16 protein-coding genes are annotated in these 16,003 nt (G+C 43.6%); 8 read left to right on the top strand and 8 right to left on the bottom strand.

The genetic code is table 11. The features are described 5' to 3' along the window. The coding region (locus tag T344_RS0127250) for an HYR domain-containing protein (protein WP_027631331.1) at positions 1-3,926 on the bottom strand (3,926 nt) is incomplete at its 3' end. 324 nt (positions 3,927-4,250) lie between these two features. On the opposite strand from T344_RS0127250, the gene T344_RS0127245 reads away from it, so the two are divergent. The 4 genes from T344_RS0127245 to T344_RS0127230 all read left to right on the top strand — a co-directional run bounded on the left by T344_RS0127245 (position 4,251) and on the right by T344_RS0127230 (position 5,631). Continuing rightward, complete coding sequence (locus T344_RS0127245) at positions 4,251-4,607, top strand: sigma-70 RNA polymerase sigma factor region 4 domain-containing protein (RefSeq protein WP_004628965.1); 357 nt, start codon at positions 4,251-4,253, stop codon at positions 4,605-4,607. Further along, positions 4,550-4,777 (top strand): helix-turn-helix domain-containing protein, encoded by a 228-nt coding sequence (locus tag T344_RS31840; protein ID WP_313561487.1) that lies wholly within the window; start codon positions 4,550-4,552, stop codon positions 4,775-4,777. The genes T344_RS0127245 and T344_RS31840 overlap by 58 nt, the downstream gene beginning before the upstream one ends. Before the next feature lie 89 nt (positions 4,778-4,866). Further along, positions 4,867-5,175: a hypothetical protein gene (locus T344_RS0127240; RefSeq protein ID WP_004628971.1), complete on the top strand. Its 309-nt coding sequence runs from the start codon at positions 4,867-4,869 to the stop codon at positions 5,173-5,175. Between the two features lie 267 nt (positions 5,176-5,442). Continuing rightward, on the top strand, positions 5,443-5,631 hold the full coding sequence (locus T344_RS0127230; protein ID WP_004628950.1) for a hypothetical protein: 189 nt from the start codon (positions 5,443-5,445) through the stop codon (positions 5,629-5,631). A 131-nt stretch (positions 5,632-5,762) separates the two neighbouring features. Here T344_RS0127230 and msrB read toward each other — a convergent pair whose 3' ends face one another. Further along, positions 5,763-6,743, bottom strand: a complete 981-nt coding sequence (gene msrB, locus T344_RS0127220; RefSeq protein WP_027631330.1) for a peptide-methionine (R)-S-oxide reductase MsrB — start codon at positions 6,741-6,743, stop codon at positions 5,763-5,765. A gap of 269 nt (positions 6,744-7,012) precedes the next feature. Between msrB and T344_RS0127215 the strand changes: the two genes are divergently transcribed. Both T344_RS0127215 and T344_RS0127210 read left to right on the top strand, forming a co-directional pair. Then, positions 7,013-7,744, top strand: coding sequence for a glycerophosphodiester phosphodiesterase (locus T344_RS0127215; protein WP_027631329.1), 732 nt, complete (start codon positions 7,013-7,015; stop codon positions 7,742-7,744). Positions 7,745-7,847: 103 nt separating this feature from the next. Continuing rightward, positions 7,848-9,161, top strand: coding sequence for an MFS transporter (locus T344_RS0127210; protein WP_027631328.1), 1,314 nt, complete (start codon positions 7,848-7,850; stop codon positions 9,159-9,161). Positions 9,162-9,258: 97 nt separating this feature from the next. On the opposite strand, the gene T344_RS0127205 is transcribed toward T344_RS0127210, so the two are convergent. The 6 genes from T344_RS0127205 to T344_RS0127180 all read right to left on the bottom strand — a co-directional run bounded on the left by T344_RS0127205 (position 9,259) and on the right by T344_RS0127180 (position 13,429). After that, positions 9,259-9,540 (bottom strand): DUF503 domain-containing protein, encoded by a 282-nt coding sequence (locus T344_RS0127205; protein WP_027631327.1) that lies wholly within the window; start codon positions 9,538-9,540, stop codon positions 9,259-9,261. A gap of 46 nt (positions 9,541-9,586) precedes the next feature. After that, positions 9,587-10,261 (bottom strand): lactate utilization protein, encoded by a 675-nt coding sequence (locus T344_RS0127200; RefSeq protein ID WP_027631326.1) that lies wholly within the window; start codon positions 10,259-10,261, stop codon positions 9,587-9,589. A gap of 24 nt (positions 10,262-10,285) precedes the next feature. Further along, complete coding sequence (locus T344_RS0127195) at positions 10,286-10,501, bottom strand: DUF1653 domain-containing protein (RefSeq protein WP_027631325.1); 216 nt, start codon at positions 10,499-10,501, stop codon at positions 10,286-10,288. Beyond that, positions 10,498-10,953 carry a YaiI/YqxD family protein gene (locus tag T344_RS0127190; protein WP_027631324.1) on the bottom strand — a complete coding sequence of 152 codons (456 nt, stop codon included), beginning with the start codon at positions 10,951-10,953 and terminating at the stop codon, positions 10,498-10,500. The genes T344_RS0127195 and T344_RS0127190 overlap by 4 nt, the downstream gene beginning before the upstream one ends. Before the next feature lie 83 nt (positions 10,954-11,036). After that, on the bottom strand, positions 11,037-12,173 hold the full coding sequence (locus T344_RS0127185) for an aldo/keto reductase (RefSeq protein WP_027631323.1): 1,137 nt from the start codon (positions 12,171-12,173) through the stop codon (positions 11,037-11,039). Positions 12,174-12,385: 212 nt separating this feature from the next. Continuing rightward, entirely contained in the window at positions 12,386-13,429 is a 1,044-nt protein-coding gene (locus T344_RS0127180) for a LacI family DNA-binding transcriptional regulator (RefSeq protein WP_027631322.1), read from the bottom strand. A gap of 236 nt (positions 13,430-13,665) precedes the next feature. Here T344_RS0127180 and T344_RS0127175 point away from each other — a divergent pair, with 236 nt between their 5' ends. Continuing rightward, positions 13,666-14,676: a glycoside hydrolase family 130 protein gene (locus tag T344_RS0127175; protein ID WP_027631321.1), complete on the top strand. Its 1,011-nt coding sequence runs from the start codon at positions 13,666-13,668 to the stop codon at positions 14,674-14,676. Positions 14,677-14,793: 117 nt separating this feature from the next. Continuing rightward, entirely contained in the window at positions 14,794-16,002 is a 1,209-nt protein-coding gene (locus T344_RS0127170; protein ID WP_027631320.1) for an AGE family epimerase/isomerase, read from the top strand. The last annotated feature ends 1 nt before the right edge of the window (position 16,003 follow it).

The following is a 16,003-nucleotide window of genomic DNA, read 5'->3' as shown; positions in this document are numbered from 1 at the left end:
TCAGGGGTTCCCAATTCCACAGGGGTTCCTTCTGCCGCGGTTGCTTCCACCACCTTGTCTGCCGGTGCTTTCAGCTCTGGCGGTGTTGTATCCCTTACTATTATCCTCTGTATCCTGGTGGTACTGTTGTTATGCTCATCGGTTGCCGTCCAGGTCACCTCGGTTGTTCCTATCTGGAATAACCCGGGAGCATCATTCGACACTTCCACGCCGAAAATATCGCTGTATACAGGATTACCTATATCCACAGGTGTTCCATCTGCTGAAGTAGCTTCAACAATTAAATCCAGAGGCGCTTCCAGCTCAGGTGGTGTCGTGTCTATAATTGTAATTTTCTGAATACCTTCACCAACATTGCCATTAACATCTTTTGCCGTCCAGGTTACATTCGTTGTACCAAATGGATATATCCCCGGAGCATTGTGGTTAATCGATTTGATTTCAAAGATATCGGCTGCTTTTGCCTGTCCAATGTCGGTAACCTCTGTCATTTTGGCCGTAGCTTCTATAGTCAGATCCTCAGGCGGTGTTACAACGGGAGGAGTCCTGTCGGTTACGGTAATTTCCTGAGTGCCTTCAGTAGAATTATTATGTTCATCAATTGCCGTCCAGGTTACAATTGTTCTTCCAAGAGGATATGCTCCTATACCGTTATTTAATATCCTGACCTTAAATAAATCTGTTGCAGCAGCTTCTCCGATATCCACCGGTGTTTTTACTGCGGTGGCTTCTACCGATATATTGTTGGGAACCTTAAGTACCGGAGGAGTTGTATCTTTTACAGTTACCTTTTGTACTCCGGTGCTGGAGTTACCATTTGAATCGGCTGCAGTCCAGATGACCTCAAAAGTACCCACGGCAAAACCGTCTTCTGGTGCATTATTTGTAATAGTAACTGCGAAAATATCCGATGCCTCGGCCTTTCCCAGCTCCACAGGAGTTTTATCGCCGGTGGCCTCTACGGTTACATCACGAGGTACACTTATTACAGGAGCCGTTGTGTCAACAATATTAATTTTTTGAGTACCGGTTGCCTCGTTATTATTCTCGTCCCGGGCTTTCCACTCTACTTCGGTGACGCCAAGAGGATAGTATTTGATGTCATTACTTGATGTTTCTACCGTAAAGATATCTGTTGCTGTCGCTTTACCGATATCTACAGGCGTCAGGATAGCCGTAGCCTCAATGGTTTTATCCACCGGGACATGAAGAACTGGTTCTGTAGTGTCCTCAATAGTGACATGCTGAATTCCCTTTGTAAAATTCCCATGAGTATCTGTAGCCTTCCAGGTTACCGGGGTAGAACCTATAGGGTAATCCGCCAAACCATCATTGGTAAAGGTGACCGGGAAGATATCAAACGCTGAAGGCGTGCCGAGCTCCACAGGAGTTCTCCTGGCTGTTGCCTCTGCTTTTATATCTTTGGGCAGAGTGAGTACGGGCTTTGTGGTGTCTTCAACATATACCGACTGTTCAACCGAAGATGAGTTCCCGTTTGCATCTCTTACAACCCAGGTTATAACTGTCTGACCAACAGGGAATAGATTATCCTGGGGACCGTTGCGTGTGATGGTTGTCTCAAATATGTCATATACCTCGGGCGGAACTACTGGAACCTTTGTCTTTTCTCCGGTTGCTTCCACTCTTATATCTTTCGGTATGGTTATCACCGGAGGAGTATTATCGGTAATGGTTATATACTGTGATTTGGTGTCTTCGTTCTTGTTTTCGTCAACAGCTTTCCATTTAACCTCGGTTCTTCCCACCGTAAATTCCTCAGGTGCATTACTGGTAATCTCCACAGGGAATATATCAGTAGCCGTGGCTTTCCCGATATTCAATTTAACATATCTGCTCGGTGCTTCCAGGGTTATATCTTCCGGAATAGTCAGCTGAGGTTTTGTGGTATCCTGAACCTTTATCTCCTGAACACCTTCGGAAACATTATTACTTTCATCGGTAGCCTTCCAGGCCACATATGTGGTGCCTATGGGATAATCGGGCAGAGCATTGTTGGTTATGGTTACCTTGAAAATATCCGTTGCCGAAGCAGATCCTATATCCACCTGAGTCCTTCTGCCTGTGGCTTCCACTGTAAGGTTGTCCGGCAATTTCAATAAAGGCTTCGTTGAATCAATCACTTCGACTCTCTGTGTTGCAGTCACCTCATTGTTATTTGCATCCTTTGCCTTCCAGGTTACAAATGTTTCACCAAGCTTGTATTTCTCCGGAGCATCGCTTGAAATTGTTACAGGAAATATATCTGTAGCAGTTGCAGGCTCAAGAGTCACAGGGGTTTCAACTGCCGTAGCCTCAACTACTACATTTCCCTGCACCGTAATGACCGGCTTTGTTGTGTCATTAACAGTAATATTCTGCACGGCTTGAGACACAAAACCCACAGAGTCGGTAGCCTTCCATATGACTTTTGTGGTTCCCACAGGGAATCCGTCTCCTGGAGCATCATTTTCCAGTGTCCAGTCACTTACATCTGTTACCTGGGCTGTTCCAATGTCTATCGGTGTCCTGACAGCAGTTGCTTCCAATGTGATATCCCGGGGCGGAATAACAACAGGGGTGCTTTTGTCGAGTTTTATTTCAATGTTCTCAACGGGACTGCTTTTGCCCACATTATCCGTTGCCCAGTAGAATATCCGGCTTATTCCTTCCGTTTTGAAGAGTATTTCAGTATTGTCTCCCGAAACGGTTTTCTCTTCACCTGACTCACCGGTTTTGTAACGAATCTCCTTTACACCTGATTGAGTATCTTTTGCTGTGAGAGTGAGTGTTACGTCATACTTGTTCCAGCCATTTTCATTCTTTTCCGGACTCAGTTTAGCCGTCACTGTGGGAACAGACCTGTCGATCTTGACGGTAAAGGTCTTTGCCTGCTCCTGGTTTCCGGCATTATCCACCGCCCAGTAAGTTATGACGCTTGTCCCTTCAAGATCAATATCCGCAGTAGCGCTTTGCCCCCCCAGTTTAACGGGAGTACCTTCACCGATCCTGTAGAATATTGCATTGACTCCTGAAACGCTGTCTGTTGAGTCAAAGCTTACAGTTACCTTATCATCATACCAGCCGCCCGATTTCGGCTTTGGGTAGGTAGCTGTTGTGACCGGCATACTTTTGTCAATGTTTATGGGTCCAAAGGTCACACTTGCAGAATTGTTGGCACTGTCAACGGCAGTACCGGTTGCAGTCTGGTTAGCTCCTTCTTCACTGAATATCTGCTCAGGAGTGCAGGATTTAATGGTCGAAAGAGAATCTGTTGCGGTATAAGCCACGGATACCGAATGGCTTGTCCAGGTTCCGGCAATGTAGTCGGCTCCGGTGTCATCTTTTGCCTGAACTGAAATAAAAGGCGGAGTCTTGTCTACCAGATTTGAACTGTATGTCCCTACCTCCACGTTGAACGTAACCGTATTAGCTCCGGGAATACTGGCTTTTACCTGTAAGGTTTGAATAATTCCGGCATATGTTGAATAGACCTGATACCCTTCGCCTACATAGTTTGGATATGTATTGGCAGCCGACGCCATACCGTTGGAATCGGTTGTAACCGTAAAGATTCTGCTGTTATAGCCTCTCATAATTGAGGTTATCATGCTATTGGCAGAAACTTCAAAGGTTACAGAAAGACCTGCAACAGGCCTGCCGGAGGCATCTTTTACCACGACTGCCTGCGGCAGCATGAAGCCTCGTCCTCCCGGTGCTGATGCAGTGGGCTGAGACAGTTTTATCTGCTGGTTCAGCGGAGAAACCGCATATAAGGTCTCCCCCGTTTCTCCGGCGGAATATACTTGATTCACATTAGGGATTACTGCCAGAGAAACTAAAAGTATTATGAGCGAGCAGTATACCCATTTAAATTGTTTACCCGTGTACCTAGCAAAAGCTTTAAACGGTTCCTTTAAATGTTTCATTTGCATTCCTCCAATAAGATTTGGTTTTGAATTGGTTGGTATCCGACTTTTAAATTGTTACCTGCCTCCTGATTTTAAACAGGCAACTTTTGATGAAACCCCCTTCTCATATAAAGGAATTTTTATGTCAAAAATAACAACTCGAAAAATCTCATCCATAATATACATAATTTGTATGATATTAAAAAATTTGGTTGTTATATAGATAAAAAGTATTACTATAATAGTAAAACCACTAAAATAAGTTACAAAATATACCAGTTTAAAAACAATCCTACAATTTAATATTGAAGTCCATAAAATTCATCAGGACGGAGGTTTCTTATGCAAACTAACGATGGCATCTCGGTAGAAAACTACAGAAAGCTACTGAGGAGAGCAGCATGGAGATTGCAGTATAAGGCTCGTAATCAACAGTTAAAAGAATGTTATCTCCTTTTTGAAAGCCAGGTACACGACAGCGGGTTTGAGGCAGAAATTTTATCAAATGTCTATATTAAAGAGTTATTGGATTCTATACCATGGGAGAAATGCAGATACATCATCCGGAGAACTATAATCGACGGTATGACGGAGCAGGAGGTCGCTTGTGAACTTAACATGACTCAACAGGGGGTGAATAAATGGAAAAAGAAAGGATTGGAATTGTTACGACAAACCCTGACAGATTCATACAAATAGTAAGACAGGCTCAGCAGGGTGATAAAGTGTCAATGAATGAAATTATCAATTTATTTTCTGATGATATCGAATATTTGTCCAGATACATAATGCTGCCCAGAGAAGATGCTATTCAATCTCTACGAGTCGAACTCATAAATATTGTTCATGACCAGATGACATATTTTTAAATTTTTCCGGAAGATTGTATTTAGACTACCGAGGATTACTTGCTGGCAAGGGTAGTCCTTTTATATCTGTCAGGAAAGAAGGGGTGCAGGTGGAAACAAATATATTGATTACTTGCATAGCGGCAGTCAGCGGGGTCGTTTTTGGATATCTTACCCTCCAGGCAAGGGTAAAGGGAGAGTCAAAGCAAAGCGGAATAGAAGTCGGACAGCTCAAAGCCGACATAGAATATATAAAACGCAGCAGTGACACGACTTTACTTGAATTGAGATGCCTGAACAAGACCGTTAACAATCATGCGGACAGGCTGGCAAGAGTTGAAGAAAGCACCAAACAGGCTCATCAAAGGATTAATGAGCTGCGAGAGGAGTTGGGAAAAGAGGTGTCGTGTAAAAGTTAAGTATCCCGAACAGTCCTGTGTCTATCCAAAGCTGCTTCCAGTCATAAATCAGTATGCATGGATTTTGACCCTGGCATATCCAATTGATTGAACCGACCGGAATAAGCGAAAGCCCGAAACTCACATAAGAAACCGCATATTGAAAGGAGAGGGTTATACTATGGCCATTAAAGGGTTTCAAGCCCTGACCTCGTCACAGGTGGACGGAATCCCGGGTCAAAAGGCTCAAATAAAAGCAACAGGCAAAAGAATTGGAGGTATGAAGAAATGAAGGATAAACTGAAAAATTTAATCAATGTAAAAAGTATTGTAACTCTTGCATTGGTTTTTACTCTTGTTGTAATTGTTCTGTCGGGGAAAAAAATCGACTCGGATATTTTCCTGCTCTTCTCTAACTGTACTACCATGATTGTTACTTACTTCTTCACAAGGAAAACCACTGATGAAAATAAGTAAGTTGTCACAAAACTTGAATACAGCTCTTAACCAATATATGCAAAATCATAGTGTTCCCGGCCGGTATCCGTCAATGATTGCCACGCAGCTCTTCAAAGGGGCTTTTATTGGCGGATACCGGTATACAGGGACTATTTTACCATAGGTATGAATTCTCCGTAACCTTTGTCCGCCATTTCTTCAACTGGTATAAACCTCAAAGAGGCACTGTTGATGCAATATCTCAGGCCGCCCTCCTGGGCCGGACCATCCTCGAAAACATGTCCCAGATGGCTTCCTCCCACTCTGCTGGTAACCTCCGTTCTGTACATTCCGTGGCTTTTGTCCTCATTGTATTCTATAACCTCATCATCAATGGGTCTGGTAAAGCTTGGCCAGCCGCAGCCCGAATCGAACTTGTCCGATGAAACGAATAGGGGCTCTCCGGTGACAATATCAACATAGATGCCTTTCTTTTTATTATCCCAGAACTCATTTTCAAAAGGTGCTTCAGTTGCTTTCTTCTGAGTAACCTCATATTGTTCACGGCTTAACTGTTGTTTCAGAACTTCTTCCTCAGCCTTTGAGTATTTGGATTTGTCAACCTTTTTGCCGGCTTCCCTTTTTAGGCTGTTTATCAATTCAAAGTCAATATGGCAGTATCCGTTGGGATTTTTATCAAGATACGCCTGATGATATTCTTCCGCTCTGTAGAAATTTTGGATGGGCAAAACTTCGGTCATAATCTTTTTGGAGTATTCTTTTTGCTTTTTATCCACATATTCTTCTATGACTCTTTTGTCGGCAAGATTTTTGTAGTATATCCCCGTTCTGTATTGAGTTCCGATATCATGGCCCTGCCTGTTTAGAAGTGTGGGATCTATTATGCGGAAATAGTAGTCAAGGAGTATGTTCAAGGGCAGTCTTTGAGGATTGTATTTTAAATAGACAGCCTCGGCATGTCCGGTGTTTTTGCTGCATACCTCCTCATAGGTCGGATTTTCGGTTTTACCGTTGGCATATCCGACTTCAGTGTGAATTACTCCCGGAATATTTTTTATAAATGCTTCAACTCCCCAGAAACATCCGCCTGCCAGCCATATTTCAGAAAAAGTTCTGTTTGGATTTATCATAATTTCACGTCCTTTTTACTATATTATTTATAACGCTCCATCTTTACGCCTTATTACAGTTAAATTTACCCTAAACAAAAGGCTTTTAAACCAGGCTTCCGTTTTTACCTAATTGTGGTTACTTTTAGGCAAAAGTGCTAAAATAGATGTTAATAACAATTAACATTAATTAATATTAATTAACATCAGTGAGATATAAAGCTTTGTTATGTCCATATATTATAGTTAATAGATAATATCATATTATCATTTTAGGAAGGTGAATTGCAATGAAGACATTAATCTGGGCCCATAGAGGCGCTTCGGGCTATGCTCCTGAAAATACCATGGAGGCTTTTAAGCTTGCACACCAGCAGCAGGCTGACGGTATTGAGCTGGATATTCACATGACCAAAGACGGACATCTGGTAGTTGCACATGATGAAACAATAGACCGCTGTTCAGACGGCAGCGGACGCATAATCGACAAGACATTAAAAGAGCTTTTGTCCTATGATTTTTCAAATCACCTCCCCAACTATAAAAACGTCAAAATTCCTACCCTGGAAGAGGTATTGCATTTTGTAAAAGGTACTGATTTGACAGTGGATATCGAAATAAAGTCAGGGTTGGTTAATTATGAAGGCATTGAAGAGAGAGTCACCTCTCTGGTTTCAAAGACGGGCATGAAGAAAAGAGTCATCTACTCCTCATTTAACCACTACAGCCTGATGCTGATAAAACAGATCGACAAATCAATCCCCATTGGACTGCTGTACACCGAGGCAATGGTGGATCCCCATGTCTATGCGGCCCATTTGACGGCCGAGGCAGTGCATCCCTTTTACTATACACTTGCGGTCCCCGATACTGTCAAAAAGTGCAGGGAGAACGGTATCCTGGTCAATCCCTGGACGGTAAATACCGCCGAACACCTTGGATGGATGTATAAGGAAGGCGTTAATGCCGTTATCACAAATTATCCTGATACAGCCTTTAAAATCAGAAGACAGATGGCATGATGTGATGGCATATCCATAAAAATGGTATATCCATGGAAATAGTATACCTCTGAAAATAGCATACCTGTGAAACATCTGGAAAATTGCAGTGGGAGGAACACTTATGAAGCTAAACTATAAACAGACCTTTCTGATAGGCTTTGGATTTTTTGCCAGCTCCATAGCATGGGCCATGTACAATAATTATGTGCCGGTTTTGTTAAAGAACTATCTCTCAAGTACCACTCTGATTGGAATAGTAATGACTTTTGACAATATCTTCGGGGTGATTTTCCAGCCTGTATTCGGAGCATTATCGGACAAAACCAGGACCCGCTTCGGCAGGAGAATGCCCTATGTATTATTGGGGATACCCGTATGCGCAGTAGTCTTTCCCTTCATACCGTTTACCAAATCACTGTTTTCATTAATGGCAGTCATTATAATTTTCAATTTTGTAATGTCCACCTGGAGAGCCCCCGTTGTAGCCCTCATGCCTGATCTGACACCCGCTCCGCTGAGAAGCCAGGCCAACGGGATCATCAACTTTATGGGGGGCCTTGGAAGTTTGTTCTCCTTCTTTGCCGGAGGCCTGCTGTTCAAGCTGGGAGGCATGCCGCTGCCCTTCGCAGCCAGTGCTGTTCTCATGCTCGCTGCAGTTATAGTTTTAAAAGTTTTTGTCAGGGAGAAAACGGGCAAGGAGCTGGAAGAAGAACTTGCGGATAATAAACTGCCTGGATTGGCAGTTGAGCCGGCTGAACCTGAAAAATCTGCTGTACCGGCCAAAATTCATGGTTTCCCTCAGAAAAGTCCCGACGGGTCACATGCGGCCGAGCCGGGAAGAAACAAAAGTCTTGTTTTTCTGCTGCTTGCCATCCTGTTCTGGTTTACGGGCTATAATGCAGTAGAAACCTTTTTCAGCCTTTATGTTACCAACACCTTGAGGGATACTTCGGGAAATTTTCTTACTGCCGGTGATGCCTCACTGCTGCTGGCAATGTTCTCACTGACTTTTCTGGGTTTCTCAATACCGGCGGGCTTTATTTCCTCAAAGCTGGGCCGGAAAAGAACTATCCTTGCCGGACTTGCAGGTGTGACACTTTTATTCACACTGATGCTTTTTACCGATAATATATGGGCATTGAGAATACTTCTGCTTTTGGGAGGTATCTTCTGGGCCTGTGTGAATATCAACTCACTTCCCATGGTGGTTGAAATGGCTCAGTGGAAGGATATAGGCAGATATACAGGCTACTATTATTTCTTCTCCTTCAGTGCGGCAATAATAAGCCCAATACTGTTCGGCTTCATCCGGGATATGGTAAGCAGTTACGATGCCATTTTTGTATATTCTTCAATATCCTTTGCTCTGGCAATAATATGCATGCTTTTTGTAACCCACGGAGAAGCCGCCGGGGATGTAAAAATTCAGAAATAACGTATTTTTTTGCCCTTTAAGCTTAATATCAAAATCACCCGGGTATTCACATTATATACAAAAAAAATGGAAAAAGGTTCGGTTATTAAATAAATATTTATCTCTCCTCATACAGGAAATCCACCACTTCAGCGCCGGAATTCTCCTCTATGAAGCGCAGGACCTGGCCCAGTACGGCATTGGTCTGAGCTCTGCTGCCGGATACACAGGCAGCACCTATTACGATGGTCTGATAGTAATCCTGCTCATCCACCTCTGCTATGGAAATATTAAATTTGTTGCGTGCCCGCTGCACCAGACTCTTCACAATCATCCTCTTATCCTTGAGGGAATGGCAGGTTGGTGCATAGAGCCTAACAGTCAGTGACGATACTATCATAAAGCCTCCCCGGATACGCAAGCCGACTTGTTGTCATGGCAGTAAATCAATAGCCCAGTTCCTCTCCGACAAGGATTACCTTAATCCTGTCCTTATGCCTCTGGTAAGCCGAAACCACATAATTGCAGCAAATTCTGGCCGGACCCGAACAGCCGCTTTCCATTTCGCCGGGATGGCCGTTGAAGGACATACATTCCCCTTTTTCCTTACAATAGGTCTGGCAGGAAAGTCTTGTAGCGTTTGCGGGAGCAGCAATAGTTTTTACCCTTATTATGGCTTCGTTCAAATCCTTTACCAGTTTGTTATAACCTGCGATAATAATTACCGATTTGGGCCCGAAACAAATTGCCGCAACCCTGTTGGAATTGCCATCGACATTATATAGTTCCCCGTTTTCGGTTATGGCATTCGCACTGCTTATATATGCATCAGCAGAAAAGGAATCAATAAATATCTTATTTATCTGCTCGCCTGTGAGCCCCTCTTCATACCTGTCCAGAAATTTGTACCTTCCAGAACGCAGCAGGTCTATGACACCGCTTTCAAACAGAGTCATGGCACCGCCGACTCCGACAGTATCCCCGTCCTTCAGCAGTTCACAGACCTTTTCAGGTATCTGGGCCTTTGTTTCAACATAGTGTACCTGCATATTGTTTTTCTCAAGATTTTTCATTGTTTTGTCTATTCTTTTTCCGATAATTGCCTTAGTATTCATATCCATAGTGTTTTAACCCCTTTCCCCATATTACTCTCCAATGTATTCAAAACGCCTGAAGCTCTGACCGTCCCGCTGAACCATCTCATCCCACATGGAGGCAGGACGAACCCATATTCCCATTTCACCATAAAGTGCCTGATACACCACCATATCCTCCAGTGTTTCACTATGCCTGGCTATGTATAGCACTCTGTATTCCTTTCCTTTAAAATGTCTGTATATTCCCGGTCTTATCCGACTCATCCCGGCCCTCCCTCCAATCTCTGTCTTTCCAGAAGGCTCACCAGCGCTTTTTCAAACACCTCATCATTTTCTCCGGTACGTTTTTTTATAGGCCGGGTCCTGCCTCCCGCCCTGCGGACCTTTTGCCCCAGATGCCTTTCAAAAAGCAGTCTGTCAATGTTATCATCGGTATAGATGAGTCCGTTCTGATTTAATACTCTGGCACCCTTTCCCAGCCCCATTGCGGCAACGCCGTAATCCTGTGTAACCACAATGTCTTCGCGCTTCAACAGGTTTATAAGCTTTATATCCACACTGTCCCTTGCTTTGTCTACAGTGATCACAGTACTGTAGCCGTCCGAAAGCTCATGACTTGTATCAATGATCATGGTCACCGGAACCTTGTACTTTTTTGCAGTTCTCACTATTATATCTTTAACCGGACATGCGTCAGCATCAACAAGTATCTGCATAAACAGCCTCCAAACCGTAAACATATTATAAAATATCTGATTCGTTGTAAATTATCCCATTCAATGAGCCGCCAGAAAGTTTCTTAAAGTGAAAGCAGTATCTTTTCAACACGTGCAAGCTCATCCCGGATTTTAAGATGCTGAGGACATTTTTTTTCACAGACCCCGCAGTCTATGCAGTCGGATATTGCTTTTCCGCCATCTTTCCTGTAGCCCGCAAATTGGTTTTTTGCTGTTTCCGTTAAGCCATAAACATTATGGTTGTTATAGAAATTAAATATGTCAGGAATTTTGATTTCAGAGGGACAGGGCTGACAGTACTTACAACCCGTACAGTACAATTCACTGAATTTTTTGAGCTGCTCCATGGCTTTCCCAAGCTGCTCCCATTCCATTTCGGAGAGCACGGCCGGATCATTTCCGATCTTAACATTTTTCTGAACCATGTCCAGAGTCTCCATTCCGGATAATGCACAGCTTAGATTGGGATTTCCCAGTACAAATTTAAAAGCAAGCTCATATGTGGCAATTGCAGGTTTTCCGGTCAGCTTTGTATACAAGTCGGTAGGTGCTGAAAGTCTTCCGCCGCCCACAGGCCCCATTGCAACAGTACCCAGACCCTTTGACGCTGCATATGCCAGCATTTCTTCATTGCTGCGGTCAAGCAGATTGTACTGTACAAGCATTGTTTCCATTGAAATGCCACGCTTGATGGAACCGTCAATTATGTATTTTATGCTCTGGGGTTCATCGTGGAAAGAGAAGGAGATGTGGCGGATCAAGCCTTCCTCTTTGGCTTTTTGCGCTTCAAGCAGCAAATCATGCTGCATGATAATGTTATCAAAAGAGCCTTTGTTAATACCCCAGAAATGATAGAAATCAACATAATCGGTATCCATTCTCTTTAAGCTTGCCTCAAGGGTTTTCCGGTAATCCGAAGGCCCTTTTACCACTTCCAAGGGTATTTTTGTGGAGAGCATGACCTTGCTGCGGAATTTTTTTACTGCCTTACCCAGCGCTTCTTCGCTGTTTTTATTGCAGTAATAAGGTGCGGTATCGAAATAATTTACACCGTTTTCAAACGCATAGCCTATCATCTCGGATGCTTTATCCTGATCAATAAACCATTTTTCGTTTTCCTGGTATTCAGGCAGACGCATGCAGCCGAATCCCAGTGAGGATACTTTTTCACCTGTTTTTCCAAAATCATTATAATTCATGACAAACCTCTCCCTTTTCTATAAAATATTACCTTATTACACCACTGAACCATTGATTTGTTTTTGAACTTTTAACAATTGCTTTAATCAGTATAAGTGCCGATGACCGGCCCAGGTACGGCAAAGGTTGTACTCAAGCTGCTGACCGGATACTAAAGGCCGCGTAATCCAACTATATTTTCTATAGTCCAAAGCCGGATTAAACGTATATTTTACAAGTTCGCGCCGCCGGGGCTGTATTTATCCAGCTTCCTTACAGAGTTCCTGCTAATTATATTTGCGGATAACAGTATCTTTTCCGTGGGTTCTTCAATGCCACTCATTTTTTGCAGCAGTTTACATACGGCCCTTCTGCCCATCATTTCTTTCTGTACCCTCATGGTTGAAAGCTCCGGAGTTACACTCCGTGATGTCTCTATGTCGTCAAAACCCATAACGGACACTTCCTCGGGTACTGCTATTCCCATGTTTGATAAAACCTTCAGTATGACAAGAGCTTCGGCATCATTACAGCAGAAAAACGCTGTGGGAATCCCCTCTCCGGCTTTCATCCCCTCAATTATCAATGCTATTTCTTCATTGACAACATTTTCGAGCTTGAGGTCAATTACCGAGTACCCGGGGTTATAATGGAGCCCGTATTCTCTCAACGCCTTTAAGTATCCCTGATACCTGTCATAAAAGCTGACAGAGGCATAAATATTCCCTAAAAAACCGATCTTTGTATGTCCGCAGTTTATCAGGTGTTCAGCGGCAAGATAACCTCCGCATTGATTATCCGTCAATACGCAGTCCATAACCAGATCGTCAAAATAATTATCCACCATAACAACGGGCAGATCATAGGTTATTATAGCATTGATGGTCTTGCGGGAAATCCTGCCAAGAGTTATTATACCTGAAACCATACCGTCTTTCACACAGTTTGGTATTTCAAATATTTCATCTTTTTCGTCATAGTAGTGTATGATGGTATTAACGTTGTTCTTCTTTGCTTCATCCTCAATTCCCAGCTGTATGAAACTGAAAAATCCTATTGAATCCCGGGTGCTTTTGGCAATAACCAGGCAGAGGTTTCGTGTTGTCTGCTGCCGGGCATTGCTTTTATATTTGTAGCCCATGCTTTCTGCAGCAGCCTCAATGTTTTTTCTTGTTGCCTCACTTATTCCGGGCATGCCGCGGAGTGCAAGTGAAACTGTATTTTTAGAAATGCCCAGTTTTAATGCAATGGAATCCATTGTTACTTTTTTTGGCATACTTCCTCCAGACTCAAGATTGGTGTGAATATTTGATGCTTCCTTCGTAATTATGTATTGAATTATAGCATAAATAGTGCTTTATTCAAAGCATTTTGTAATATTACATATAATGTTATTTTTACTTTACATTTTTAAGATTTTTAAGTATTATAATATTACATATATTAATATTTCATGTTACACAATTTAAATATTAATGAATATATAATATTATTTTTTTAAGGAGGGCTGTAATGAAAATTATTGGCAAAGCTTTAAAAAATATCCCCTGGGAGGAAAAACCCGAAGGTTTCGGAGGAGTTGTCTGGAGACATTCGGGAAATCCCATCATCAATTGGAATCCTACTTCAAGCACGGCAAGAGTATATAACAGTTCGGTTGTTCCCTGGGGCAGCGGCTTTGCAGGGATCTTCAGAGCAGATCACAAAGACGGTAAAGCCCGTATTCATGTGGGTTTCAGTCACGATGCCCTCAGCTGGAAAATTGAAGATGAACCCATACGATGGCAGGACAGTGACGGTAAACCCTATCAGCCCAACTATTCTTATGATCCACGGCTTGTAGAAGTGGAAGGTACATATTACATCATCTGGTGCACTGATTTCGGCGGAGCCGCCCTTGGTCTGGGAATGACCAGGGACTTCAGGGAATTCATACGCCTCGAGAACCCTTTTATCCCCTTCAACAGGAACGGTGTTCTGTTTCCGAGAAGGATAAACGGAAAGTACCTGCTTCTCAGCAGGCCCAGCGACAGCGGGCATACACCCTTCGGAGATATCTTTCTCAGTGAGAGCCCGGATATGATCCATTGGGGACGGCACAGACGGGTGATGCAAAAGGGAGGCTCGGGCTGGTGGCAAAGTGTCAAAATAGGAGCCGGAGCTGTCCCCATAGAAACTACCGAAGGCTGGCTGCTGCTATACCACGGCGTGTCCGGCACCTGCAACGGTTTTGTTTACAGCTTCGGAGCGGCACTTCTCGATACAGACAATCCCTCCAGGGTTTTATACCGTACCAGGGATTACCTGCTGACTCCTGAAAGACCTTATGAAACCGCGGGTTTTGTCCCCAATGTCGTATTCCCCTGCGCAGCCCTGACGGATGCCGACACCGGGAGAATCGCCATATATTACGGTGCTGCCGACACCTATTCAGCCCTGGCATATGCCAAAGCAGATGAATTGCTCGGCTTTATAAAAGCAAATTCCGAGCTTGCGGCAGGGGACTCCGAGGAATACAGATAGTGAAGTATTGCAAATTAACCTCCTTTATTAGCCTTATAGCGGTAGAGGAGCGAACAAATTTCATTCATTTTGCGGCCGCCATGCGGCTCAAGCCATAATATGGCTTAGGAGGTCAATATGGAGAAGCATGATATTAAAAATCTCGCAAGCGGATTTGAGCATGAACTCAAGAATAATATTCTGGAGTTCTGGATCAATCATTCAGTTGACGTTCAAAACGGCGGCTTTTACGGTTATATATCCAACGACCTGTCTCCCGATATAAGACATGACAAGGCCTCGGTCCTCAATTTCAGGATACTGTGGACTTTCTCCGCAGCCTACAGATATTATAGGGATGAAAAGTATCTTGTCATGGCAAAAAGAGCTTACGACTATATAATCAAACACTTTGTGGACGATAAATATTCAGGTGTGTATTGGATGCTGGATTACAAAGGGAACCCTGTTGATACAAAAAAGCAGACCTACTCCATTGCTTTTGCAATATACGGCCTGTCGGAATTCTACAGGGCTGCCGGCATAAAAGAAAGTCTGGATCATGCTGTACGGCTGTACCATTCAATAGAAAACAATATTTATGATGCCGGCCAAAAAGGTTACGTGGAGGCCCGTGCAAGAGACTGGTCACCTACACCCCACATGAGTTTAAGCGGTAAGGATATGAATGCTGAAAAATCCATGAACACTCATTTGCATGTGCTGGAGGCCTACACAAATCTCTACAGGGTGTGGAAGGACAAAAGCCTGGAAAGAAGTCTCCGGGAGTTGATAAATGTCACCATTGACCACATCATCGATCCTCTCACCTTTCAATTCCGGCTTTTCTTTGACAGGAGCTGGACCTCCCTTTCCAAAGCTGTTTCCTACGGACATGATATCGAGGGCAGCTGGCTGTTGTATGAGGCCGCAGAAGTGCTTGGAAATGAGGCCTTGCTCTCAAGAGTGCGGTTGATATCCGTTTTAATGGCCAGAAAGGTATTTTCCGACGGCATGGACAGAATCAACGGAGGACTTTTTTATGAGCTGGAAAACGGTTCACTGGAAGATTTTAAGGAGTGGTGGCCACAGGCAGAAGCCGTAGTGGGTTTCACCAATGCCTATCAGCTCACAGGAGAAAACTGCTACCTGGATGCAGCCTGCAGCATGTGGGAATTCATTGATAAGCATATTATCGACAGGGTAAACGGTGAATGGTTCTGGGGAACCACAGCCGACGGTTCCCGGATCATCGGAGATCAGAAAGCCGGGCCCTGGAAATGTCCCTACCACAACAGCCGGATGTGTTTTGAAATGATAGAAAGACTGGGTAAGTATATCCCTTAAA

Source organism: Ruminiclostridium cellobioparum DSM 1351 = ATCC 15832 (assembly GCF_000621505.1).
Taxonomy (GTDB): domain Bacteria; phylum Bacillota; class Clostridia; order Acetivibrionales; family DSM-1351; genus Ruminiclostridium; species Ruminiclostridium cellobioparum.
This window is presented reverse-complemented; position numbering and strand designations above follow the sequence as displayed.

What these genes read in the sequence shown, in the direction of transcription:
- T344_RS0127190 (WP_027631324.1), bottom strand. Translation starts at nt 10,953, where the DNA reads ATGCAGATACTTGTTGATGCTGACGCATGTCCGGTTAAAGATATAATA.
- T344_RS0127175 (WP_027631321.1), top strand. Translation starts at nt 13,666, where the DNA reads ATGAAAATTATTGGCAAAGCTTTAAAAAATATCCCCTGGGAGGAAAAA.
- T344_RS0127180 (WP_027631322.1), bottom strand. Translation starts at nt 13,429, where the DNA reads ATGCCAAAAAAAGTAACAATGGATTCCATTGCATTAAAACTGGGCATT.
- T344_RS0127200 (WP_027631326.1), bottom strand. Translation starts at nt 10,261, where the DNA reads ATGGATATGAATACTAAGGCAATTATCGGAAAAAGAATAGACAAAACA.
- T344_RS0127195 (WP_027631325.1), bottom strand. Translation starts at nt 10,501, where the DNA reads ATGAGTCGGATAAGACCGGGAATATACAGACATTTTAAAGGAAAGGAA.
- T344_RS31840 (WP_313561487.1), top strand. Translation starts at nt 4,550, where the DNA reads ATGGAAAAAGAAAGGATTGGAATTGTTACGACAAACCCTGACAGATTC.
- T344_RS0127215 (WP_027631329.1), top strand. Translation starts at nt 7,013, where the DNA reads ATGAAGACATTAATCTGGGCCCATAGAGGCGCTTCGGGCTATGCTCCT.
- T344_RS0127205 (WP_027631327.1), bottom strand. Translation starts at nt 9,540, where the DNA reads ATGATAGTATCGTCACTGACTGTTAGGCTCTATGCACCAACCTGCCAT.
- msrB (WP_027631330.1), bottom strand. Translation starts at nt 6,743, where the DNA reads ATGATAAATCCAAACAGAACTTTTTCTGAAATATGGCTGGCAGGCGGA.
- T344_RS0127230 (WP_004628950.1), top strand. Translation starts at nt 5,443, where the DNA reads ATGAAGGATAAACTGAAAAATTTAATCAATGTAAAAAGTATTGTAACT.
- T344_RS0127170 (WP_027631320.1), top strand. Translation starts at nt 14,794, where the DNA reads ATGGAGAAGCATGATATTAAAAATCTCGCAAGCGGATTTGAGCATGAA.
- T344_RS0127245 (WP_004628965.1), top strand. Translation starts at nt 4,251, where the DNA reads ATGCAAACTAACGATGGCATCTCGGTAGAAAACTACAGAAAGCTACTG.
- T344_RS0127185 (WP_027631323.1), bottom strand. Translation starts at nt 12,173, where the DNA reads ATGAATTATAATGATTTTGGAAAAACAGGTGAAAAAGTATCCTCACTG.
- T344_RS0127210 (WP_027631328.1), top strand. Translation starts at nt 7,848, where the DNA reads ATGAAGCTAAACTATAAACAGACCTTTCTGATAGGCTTTGGATTTTTT.